General features: G+C 48.7%; 10 protein-coding genes. 4 read left to right on the top strand and 6 right to left on the bottom strand.

Features of this window, described 5'->3' with window-relative positions; all coding sequences use genetic code 11:
• Positions 1-233: 233 nt before the first annotated feature.
• Complete coding sequence (locus tag LTAR_RS12825) at positions 234-1322, bottom strand: hypothetical protein (RefSeq protein WP_062422643.1); 1089 nt, start codon at positions 1320-1322, stop codon at positions 234-236.
• A 295-nt stretch (positions 1323-1617) separates the two neighbouring features.
• Between LTAR_RS12825 and LTAR_RS12820 the strand changes: the two genes are divergently transcribed.
• From LTAR_RS12820 to LTAR_RS12805, 4 genes are all read left to right on the top strand, one after another.
• On the top strand, positions 1618-2154 hold the full coding sequence (locus LTAR_RS12820; RefSeq protein ID WP_062422642.1) for a hemerythrin domain-containing protein: 537 nt from the start codon (positions 1618-1620) through the stop codon (positions 2152-2154).
• 138 nt (positions 2155-2292) lie between these two features.
• Positions 2293-2868, top strand: a complete 576-nt coding sequence (locus tag LTAR_RS12815) for a TetR/AcrR family transcriptional regulator (RefSeq protein ID WP_062422641.1) — start codon at positions 2293-2295, stop codon at positions 2866-2868.
• 58 nt (positions 2869-2926) lie between these two features.
• The gene (locus tag LTAR_RS12810; RefSeq protein ID WP_062422640.1) at positions 2927-4168 is read left to right on the top strand and encodes an MFS transporter; all 1242 of its coding nucleotides are present in this window, start codon (positions 2927-2929) and stop codon (positions 4166-4168) included.
• Positions 4165-6831, top strand: coding sequence for a PEP/pyruvate-binding domain-containing protein (locus LTAR_RS12805; protein ID WP_062422639.1), 2667 nt, complete (start codon positions 4165-4167; stop codon positions 6829-6831). Before LTAR_RS12810 ends, LTAR_RS12805 begins: the two co-directional genes overlap by 4 nt.
• 49 nt (positions 6832-6880) lie before the next feature.
• Here LTAR_RS12805 and LTAR_RS12800 read toward each other — a convergent pair whose 3' ends face one another.
• The 5 genes from LTAR_RS12800 to LTAR_RS12780 are packed head-to-tail and all read right to left on the bottom strand — an operon-like array spanning position 6881 to position 9861.
• Complete coding sequence (locus tag LTAR_RS12800) at positions 6881-7120, bottom strand: hypothetical protein (protein WP_062422638.1); 240 nt, start codon at positions 7118-7120, stop codon at positions 6881-6883.
• 20 nt (positions 7121-7140) lie between these two features.
• The gene (locus LTAR_RS12795) at positions 7141-7689 is read right to left on the bottom strand and encodes a 2-oxoacid:ferredoxin oxidoreductase subunit gamma family protein (protein WP_062422637.1); all 549 of its coding nucleotides are present in this window, start codon (positions 7687-7689) and stop codon (positions 7141-7143) included.
• 12 nt (positions 7690-7701) lie between these two features.
• The gene (locus LTAR_RS12790) at positions 7702-8487 is read right to left on the bottom strand and encodes a thiamine pyrophosphate-dependent enzyme (RefSeq protein ID WP_062422636.1); all 786 of its coding nucleotides are present in this window, start codon (positions 8485-8487) and stop codon (positions 7702-7704) included.
• A gap of 14 nt (positions 8488-8501) precedes the next feature.
• A complete protein-coding gene (gene vorB / locus LTAR_RS12785) occupies positions 8502-9614 on the bottom strand; it encodes a 3-methyl-2-oxobutanoate dehydrogenase subunit VorB (RefSeq protein WP_062422635.1) in 1113 nt (370 codons plus the stop codon).
• A 13-nt stretch (positions 9615-9627) separates the two neighbouring features.
• Positions 9628-9861, bottom strand: coding sequence for a 4Fe-4S binding protein (locus LTAR_RS12780; protein ID WP_062422634.1), 234 nt, complete (start codon positions 9859-9861; stop codon positions 9628-9630).
• Positions 9862-10012: the final 151 nt, after the last annotated feature.

Raw genomic sequence — 10012 nt, 5'->3', positions numbered from 1 at the left:
GATCTGATCCCCTTCCAGATCAAAGCCAACCTCACCAATTTGTATGTTCAGCTAAATCCAGTTACTCTTCGTAAGTCCATAGATCAGAAGGTTCACCAATTATGTACTTTATCTCGGTAACATCAATTATGAGGCAACGATTACCCTTTGGTTACATTTTCCCGTGAGGCATTACGTGATGTCTTAATCAGGTCACATTTTTGATAAATTTGTCAGAAAAAAGCAGGAAAAAGTTACCCGGCTGGTTTTCCTCCACCCTGTGCTTTGACCAGTTCGACCCCCAACGCGATGATTTCGTCGAATTCATTGGGAGGGAGCAGGCCAAGTATGGCCACCTGGACACCCCGGGGTGAATAGAGCACCGCCAGTTGTCCGACCTGATCGTTGGCGTTGACAGTTTTCAGGGGATATTTTTCCGCCCAATGATCGAAGGGAGTAATTGTCCAGGGATTCAACAGGCTCTTTCCAAAACTCAAGCTGCTGGTCATCGTGGCGAAATTCCTGTCAAATAGTGTGTCACCCGAAGGCACTGGGACGGCTGAGTCATATCCGGGTGCATCGCTCGGAAGGAAGCCGTATAATCCGAGAATCTGTTTATAAGCCATGGAAACCAGGCTTCCCAGCAGGCCGCCGCCTCCGACCATGGATGGCGAATTGGCTGGTTTCTGGGAAACCAGCAGAAAATCGCCGGGACAGGTGAAATCTCCTGAAATCCAATGAGTCACCGGTTTGTCGCCAATGGAATGAACTTCAATATTCCAGGAAACCCCCGAAGTTGTTCCTTCCTGGGCCATAGCAGGATTTTTCGTCATGGCGACCTGGGTTTGCATGGCCGTCTGAAAAAGATTGGTGGGTTTATCTTCCCACCCGGGGAGATTCAAGAATCGGGTTAAATCCTGAGCCTGCTGGGCTTTTACCCCATAGGAACTGGATGTGGCAAATTGTAGGGGAACCCTCTCCCCGGTTGTTTTTATGAGGATAAGCCGGTAACTGGTGCTTTGGCTCCGCGTTGAAGATTGTGATCGGGATGTCTGAACATCAAAGCCGGCAATCTCATTGAAAGAAAACTCGGTGGTACGTTTCCCGAATATCCAGTGGGTGGTCTTTGTGAGAGTGCGAAGAGTGCTATCTGCTGTGATGGTTGTTTCAGGGTTCAAAATAATCAGCAGTATTGATGCTGCCAGAATGATTACTGAAGCGATGCTCAGTTGTTTTATAAAGAGAACAACAAACGAGATGCAAAACATAACCACAGCAATGCTCCAGGCGGCGATGGGTCGGTCTGTAATTACCAGTTGATTGGATGAAATTTGATCATTCATGATCATCCTCCCCGGGTTATTCCGGATTGTTTAAGGGGAACCAGTCACATTATTAAAGTCAGCATTGGATTTACCTGTTGAATTGATTGTACAGAGAATTTCTTCTTCATGAAATTGCGAGTTCACCGTAACCTTAAAATTCCTGCCGGATTGACCGGCCTTATTGAATCTTGATTCCTTCCGGGGTAAAGTTTAGGTATGTGAGAGGTACACGGTTCACCATTATTGTTTTCAATCTTATCCATTGTCAAACATCCATTTGCTTTTTCCTCTTTGGTTTGTAAGGAGTGTAAAAATGAATACCAGTACACTGCCCCTTCGAGAAGAGCACAGGGAGCTCTTGAAGGATATTGAGACGCTCCGAGTGACAGCTGATTCCATTACAGAAGACCATCTTTCCGCCGCCACATTCTCGGGCATTGAAACGTCCTTCGATATTCTGGTGCATACGATCATTCCGCATGCCCTGGCAGAAGATAAAGCACTGTATCCAATCATTCAAAAAGTAATGGGTTCGCGGCATGCCACTGAAACAATGAGTCATGATCATATGGTTATCAGTAACCTTACCCGGGAGTTAAGCTACCTGCGCTCTCATGTCTCTGGGTTGAGCGTTACCAAAGACCAGGTATGCAGTCTGCGTCGTGTCCTGTATGGCCTGTATTTGATGGTGAAAGTCCATATTGACAAGGAAGAAGAAGTATATATGCCTCTTCTGGAAGAAAACTTGAAACCAGAAGAATTCAACAAAATGATGAATTCTCTGGAAGCCGCCGTGCGCGAATCGAAGAGCGATATCCCGTTGATCCTCGAAGGGTTCAAATCATCGTAGGCCGGTAGGAATTTCAATTTCATTATTCAGATTGGATCGTCTGTCAGCCTGATTCACGATATGCAGGTTTTTCCTTGACAGAAAGAATAAATGTATCTACAATAAAAACAGACCGACCGGTCGGTCTATCGAGAAAAGATGACAGCCCAGGAAACTGCAGAAAAGATCCAAAAAATTGCCGCCCGTCTGTTTATTCAGAAGGGATACACAGCCACTTCCATGCGTGAAATTGCGGCTGAAGTCGGAATTGGGAAAGCCACCATCTACTACCATTTTCCTGATAAAGAGGCCATTGCTTCTGCGCTGATACATCAAACTTTTTCAGATATGAAAGAAGCATTGACCATGATGCGCGCTGAGCAAGATCCGCGACAGCGAATCAAGGTGGCAGTAACATCCAGTGTCGATTATTTGCTCGATTCGGCCGATATGATCTCGGTTTTGCGGCGGGAAGTGGCGGGTTCACGCGACCTGATGCAACATGAATTCAAGGAATTTTCTCTGGAATATATTCAGTTATTGGCCGATGCCATCCGCCGGGGAACTGAACAGGGTATTTTCCGTCCTGTTGAACCGGTGGCCGCCGCTAGAGTGTTGCTGACCATGATACAGGGTACTTTCGCCATGGTGTATATGAGCGGCATTCGAAATCAAACCAATGGACATTCTGCTTCCGCGATTCTGGATATCTTTTTTCATGGGATTGATGCCTGAAAGGCTCTTTTTTTAACAATTATTTCGACCGTACGGTCGGTCGAAAAGAAAAGGTTATATGTCTGAAAACTCTATTCCATCATTTCCAGCAAAAACAGGCAACAGCCTGCGTCTGGTCATGCAATCATCGGCATTTGTTGTACTCTGGTTAAGCGAAGCCCTGTCTCTGGTGGGTGACCGGCTGGTAATGGTGGCTTTGATCACGTTGGTTTACGATCGCACAGGCTCCTCCGGTGCTGTGGGTACTTTGATGGTTTTCAAAGCCATTCCAGCCCTTTTGTTGGGCAGTATAGCCGGTGTTTTTGTCGATCATTGGAACCGAAAATGGATTATGGTGGCAGCCAATCTGTTTCAAGGCATGCTGGTTTTTTGGCTTCCAGTGGCACCGGGGCTGGCAGGTGTTTTTGTTATTTATCTGGTGATGTCGACAATTAACCAGTTTTTTGTACCGGCAAGGGCGGCTGCCATACCTGATTTGGTACCTCCAGATGCTTTAATGACCGCCAATTCATTATTCGCCATGTCAATTGTTTTTGCTATGGCGATTGGACCGGGTATCGGAACCTGGATTACGGAACAATATGGATTGAATGCTGCTTTCTATGTTGATTCGGCTACTTTCCTCATTCCGGCTGTAGCGGTAATGTTTCTTTCCATACCTTTTCATTCCAGAACGAAGATAAGGTTTGACCTTTTAAAAAATCTAAAAGAAGGATTGGCATTTTCGCTGACCCAGCCTGTTGTACTATTATCGCTGGTAACCATCACAGTGGGCTTTTATATTGTGGGAACAATTTCCGTTGCCGGAGTGGTCATAACCCGGGATGTTTTACATGTTGCCACCAGCAAGTTCGGGCTGATTGTCTCCGGATTGGGCGGTGGAATGTTGTTAGGGGCTCTTCTATCGAATTTCTCCAAACGGTGGTTTACCAGTATGCAATGCAGCCTTACCGGAGCCATCTTAATGGGTCTTGCCGTTATGTTTTTACCTTTCTCTTCAAACCTTGTTATGGCATGTACCATCACTGCCTTGATTGGTATGGGCATGATGATTGTTCAGATAAATGGACAGGTGCTTTTGCAAACCATCGCTCCGGCGATGCGTGGAAGATTGATGGGTATTTCACAAACGTTAACCGGTACGGCATCTTTTCTGGCATCGGCTTTAACCGGATTTTTACTGGAAAAAATATCCATCCCTTTCGTGTTGGGGATGGTTGGTGTTGCAGCCTTGATCGTACTATCTATTACAGCATTCAGATTTGGCTATCTATCAAGTAACAGGGAGACTTCCAAATGAACTATACAAAACCACTGTCTGATTTACAAAGATCCGATATCAACATCGCGGGAGGGAAGGGAGCCAACCTGGGGGCATTAATTCATGCTCAATTGCCTGTTCCTGATGGATTTGTTGTCTTAACATCTGGATACCGGGAATTTGTCGCGCAAAATGGATTGCAGGAAAAAATTCAAGATGTTCTTAATATGATCCAATCTGATGTTCCGGCTGATCTGGATCGGGCTTCGGAGGCGATCCATTCCCTGTTCGTTTCAGGAAAGATACCGGATGAATTGGTTTCTGAAACGTTGGCGGCATATGCTTCTTTGGGAGAAAGTACAGCAGTGGCAGTACGTTCCTCGGCAACAGCGGAAGATCTACCCGATCTGTCATTCGCAGGGCAACAAGATACCTACCTCAATATTGTGGGAAAAGATGCTCTTCTACAGGCTATTGTTAATTGCTGGGCAAGCCTGTGGACAGCCAGGGCGATTGGCTACCGTACCCGTAATCACATTTCACATAATGATGTCACTCTGGCTGTTGTGGTCCAAAAAATGGTGCAAAGCGAAGCATCAGGGGTATTATTCACCGCCAACCCGTTGACTGGGAAGCGAAATGAAACCGTCATAGATGCTACCCTGGGACTGGGTGAAGCCATGGTATCTGGTCAGGTGGACCCTGACCATTATGTGGTAGAAATGCCATCCGACCGTATTTTAACCAAAACCCTGGGGGCCAAAGGACTTTCCATTCAGGGTAAGGATGGCGGCGGAACAGTCAGCCTGCAGCTGCCGGCGTCTGACCGACAGGCCTTGCCGGATGCGCAAATCATGGAGCTGGCCAGGCTTGGACAAAAAGCGCAGTCTAGTTTTGGCTCTCTGCAAGATATGGAATGGGCCTGGGCAGATGGCCGGCTGTATGTGGTTCAATCACGCCCGATTACTTCGCTTTATCCACTGCCAGATAATGTTCAAGAAAACCCGCTGGAAATTTTGTTTTCTTTTGGTGTCTGGCAGGGGATGCTTGATCCGTACACTCCAATCGGTCAGGATGTTTTCAAATACCTGATTGTAGGATTTGCCCGGAATTTCGGTGAGGATACTACCCCGCTTGAACAGAGAGCCGTATTCACAGCCGGGGAGCGGATATTTGTCAACATTACCAATTTGCTTAAAAGTCCACAGGGGCGCACGATTGTGGAGATATTCACCGAGGCCATTGATCCTGAATCTGCCAGGGTGATTGGATTCCTGGTAAAAGACAAACGGTTTTCAAGACTTGAATCACTTTCGCTGACCAGCAGGATGAGCCTGTTAAAAGTGCTGATTCCGCTGGCGGGTAGTGCAATTTCTAACCTGATATCACCGGCGAAAGGACGCGCCCGGTTGGAAAAGAAGATTGACCGGGTATTGGATGAGGTCAGATTAAGATGCGAGGGAGCCCATACGCTGGGTGAATTGGTTAGGGTTTTTGAACAAACCACTTTCTTCCTTCCGGCGGATATCATGCCGTATCTTGTGGGCGGTATTGTTGGTGGTCAGGCGCCCTACCAGATCATGCTGCGAACATTTGATTTTCAGGGCAGCCAGGAGCTTATGTTCAATTTGACGAGGGGACTGCCGTACAATGTGACCACTCAGATGGATTTAAAATTGTGGGAAACCGCGCGAAAAATCCGATCAGATGCGGCTGCTGTTCAATATTTCCTGTCAACAGATATTAAGATTCTGGTGGAACAATACCATGCCGGAAGCCTGCCTGTCATTATTCAGCAGGCATTGGTAGACTTTCTCTCTGAATATGGCATTCGGGGTCTGGCAGAAATAGACCTGGGCCGGCCGCGTTGGCGGGAACACCCATCCAACCTGTTCCAGGCATTAAAAAGTTACTTGCAGGTAAATCCATCGGCTGCACCGGATATCCTGTTCGAACAGGGAAAGGAAATTGCGGCTGAGGCTCAGCAGAAGATTGTCCAGGTCGTCAGGCAACAGCCTGGAGGATTTATAAAATCAAAAATCGTCAATGGATTAATCCGCCGGTATCGTGAGTTGGGTGGATTGCGGGAAACTCCAAAGTATTTCGTCGTTCGCTTGCTCAGTATTTACCGGTATGCCCTGCTTAATTTTAGTGAAAAACTGGCTGCTGAAGGGATTCTGGAAAAAGCAGATGATGTCATGTTTTTGCATATAAGGGAATTAAAAGCTCTGGCAGAAGGTGACCGGCGGGATTGGAAATCATGTATCAATGAACGTCGCAATGTTTATCAGCGCGAATTGCGGCGTACCCGCATTCCCCGGGTCATGTTGACCGACGGTACGGCTTTTTATGATGCCCCGACCTCTATAGAATGTGATGATCCCGATACTCTGATCGGGACGCCGGTTTCAGCCGGTGTGGTGGAAGGTAAAGCACGGGTGGTGTTTGATCCCCACGGTGCACAGATTTTCCCAGGCGAAATTTTAATCTGCCCGGCTACCGATCCGGCCTGGACGCCGCTCTTTCTGGCTGCCGGAGGACTGGTGACGGAAGTCGGCGGGATGATGACGCATGGATCAGTGGTGGCGCGGGAATACGGCATTCCGGCCGTGGTGGGTGTAAACCAGGCAACCAGTCGGTTGAAAACCGGTCAGTTGGTTCGGGTGGATGGTTCTGGGGGCACAATCATGGTTATGGAATGAAAGATTTTGGATAATTTGCTTCTTCTTGCATTTACCCTGCCAAAAATTTTTATCGTAAACCAATGCAGGGTGGAAGCAGGCGGTATGGATTGTGTCTATGGTCAATCAACCTTGCTCCGCCTGCTTCCAGCGGTGACACGTTGGGATGAGGGAGCGGTAGATGCAAGCGGAGCCGGGTGGAGGTTTGATAGGTGAGGTGAATACCGTTTGCATCTACCCTGCCAATTAATGGTGACGTAGAAATTAAATCAAGCAGGCCGGATTTTGCCTGTCCGGCCTGCTTTTTCAACTTCTTCTCTTCTGTAAAACCTATTTCACAGCCACTGGCTTGAATTCAGCGCCTTTTCTCAAGGCTTTAATATTCATGGGGAGCAGCCGTTTATGCCGTTCCGGAATATGGTGTTCGAGAGCCTTTTCGACAGCCTCAAGTGGAAGCACCGGCTGATTGGCCAGCATGGCACCCAGCATGACCATATTCGTCAGGCGCTTGTCACCCAGGTTTTCGGCAATTTCGTTGGCCGGGATCAATATCGAGCGGACGTTTTTCCGATCCACCGACCGTTCCACCATAGATGAATTGACTACCAGCAGACCGCCCTCGGCTACAGCACTTTCGTATTTATCAAGCGAAGGTAAATTAAAAGCCATCAACACACGGGGGTGGCGGACCAATGGCGAGCCAATTTCCTCGTCTGAAATAATAACCGTGCAGTTGGCTGTACCTCCGCGCATTTCCGGACCGTAGGAGGGAATCCAGGTGACCTGTTTGCCGTATTCCATGCCGGCATACGCCATCAGTTGACCGCCAAAGAGAACCCCCTGACCGCCAAAACCGGCAATCAAGATTTCTGTTTGCATATTTCCTCCCGCCTAAATTTTAATGTCTGCCACGCTCGGATTGACTTTGTAGTCACCCAGGGCATAGAAGGGAATCATTTTTTCTTCCAACCACTGGATGGCCTGCCGTGGAGTCATTCCCCAGTTGGTCGGGCAGATGGACAGGAGTTCGACCATCGAAAATCCCAGTCCGCGTTTTTGCACTTCAAAGGCGGTACGGATGGCTTTCTTTGCCAGCCGGATGTTCTTGGGATCATGCAAACTGCGGCGGACCACATAGCTGGCTCCATCCAGTTTGGACAGCAATTCGGCGGTGCGAATGGGGTAGCCATTGACTTCCACATCTCGTCCATTGGGTGAAGATGTGGTTTTTTGACCGGGAAGAGTGGTGGGCGCCATCTGTCCGCCGGTCATGCCGTAGTTGGTGTTGTTGATGAAAATGCAGGTGATGTTTTCTCCGCGGGCTGCCGCATGGACAACTTCGGCCATACCAATGGAAGCCAGATCGCCATCACCCTGATAGGTGAGCACAATCCGATCAGGAAGCACGCGTTTAATGCCTGTGGCCATGGCCGGGGCGCGGCCGTGGGGAGATTGGACGAAGTCAAAATCAAAATAATTATAGGCAAACACTGAACAGCCTACTGAAGCCACGCCAATCATGCGTTCGCGAAGCCCCATTTCATCAACGACTTCCGCGATCAACCGGTGTGCCACACCGTGAGTGCACCCCGGGCAGTAATGCGTATTTGTATCTGAAAGTGCATCCGGCCGCTGGTAAACAGCCACCTGTTCGGAATCCAGTTCAGGAACAGTCATTCTTCTCCCTTTCGTCAGTTAAGGAACGACATGAATTTCATCCAACGGTCGCGTGGATGCCCGGTGGTAACGATGGGACCGGCAGCCAATCGTTGTACAGCACTGACCACTTCATCCGGGAACGGGATGACCCCGCCGGTACGGCCGTAGAATTCAACCGGAACCTTTCCGCGGGTTGCCAGCAAAACGTCATCCAACATCTGGCCGGTATTCATTTCGACCACCAGAATGCCCTTAACCCGTTTGCCCAGGGCTTCAATGGCATCCACCGGGAAGGGATTGAGCGAAATCGGCCGCAGCAATCCTACCTTTATACCCATCTCACGGGCCTGGCGGACAGCGGATAATGCCACACGTCCGGCAGAACCAAAACCAACAATGGCATATTCGGCATCATCCAGATAATATTCTTTGTACCGAATTTCGTTCTCGCGTATCTTTGCCCAGCGGTTCAACAGCCGCATATTGGCCACTTCTTCAGCCGGTGCATCCATATAGATGGATGATAGGAACCGGCGTTCACGACCTGCAGCTCCATCGACTGCCCATTCAGGGAAGGAAGTCTTCAATGGCATCATCGGAGGCAGTTCGGCCGGTTCCATCATCTGACCAATGCTGCCATCAGATAGGATAATAACAATGGAACGGTATTTTTCTGCCAGATCAAAAGCCAGAACTGTCAAATCAATAGATTCCTGAACACTGCACGGGGCAAGCACAATGGGATGGTAATCGCCATGACCACCGCCGTGAACGATCTGGTTGTAGTCACTTTGAGAAGGTTGGATGTTTCCCAGACCAGGTCCCCCACGCATCACATCCACGATAACAGCAGGAACTTCCGTACCTGCCATATAAGAGATACCTTCCAGCATCAAACTGACCCCCGGTGATGAGGAAGAGGACATAACCCGTCTGCCGGTGCAGGCTGCACCGTAGACCATATTGATGGCAGCCAGCTCGCTTTCAGCCTGCACAAAAGCACGACCTTCTTCGGGCATACGGCGAGACATCCATTCCAGTAATTCCGTCTGAGGTGTGATCGGATATCCGAAATACGCCTGTACTCCAGCGCGTATGGCTGCCTCAGCAACAGCTTCATTGCCTTTCATCATTTCCTTTGCCATGTCCCTCTCCTCCTCAGGCAGGTTTCTGAATAACTTCCCGATAGACAGTGATGGCAGCTTCAGGGCACATCGTGGCGCAGATTCCGCAACCCGTGCATCCGGGTTTTGCCAGTTCGGCGGGATGGTAGCCTCGTTTGGTCATGCGCTCCATATTCAGCGCAATGACCTCTTGAGGACAATTCATGACACACAACTCACAGCCTTTGCAGAGATCTTCGTTTACTTCAATGCGTCCCTTAGGGGGCATTTTTCCTCCTGTCACAGGTGTTTTGCCAGAATTAATTGGCTCTCTGTCTATTAATTATTATTCCCCGTCAGAAAGATGCTTTCGAGTGTCAAAAATCATCCGCTCTGAAAACAAAAATACTACAAGAATCTGTGAAATTTGATCGAAATAT

Source organism: Leptolinea tardivitalis (assembly GCF_001050275.1).
Lineage (GTDB): Bacteria > Chloroflexota > Anaerolineae > Anaerolineales > Anaerolineaceae > Leptolinea > Leptolinea tardivitalis.
This window is presented reverse-complemented; position numbering and strand designations above follow the sequence as displayed.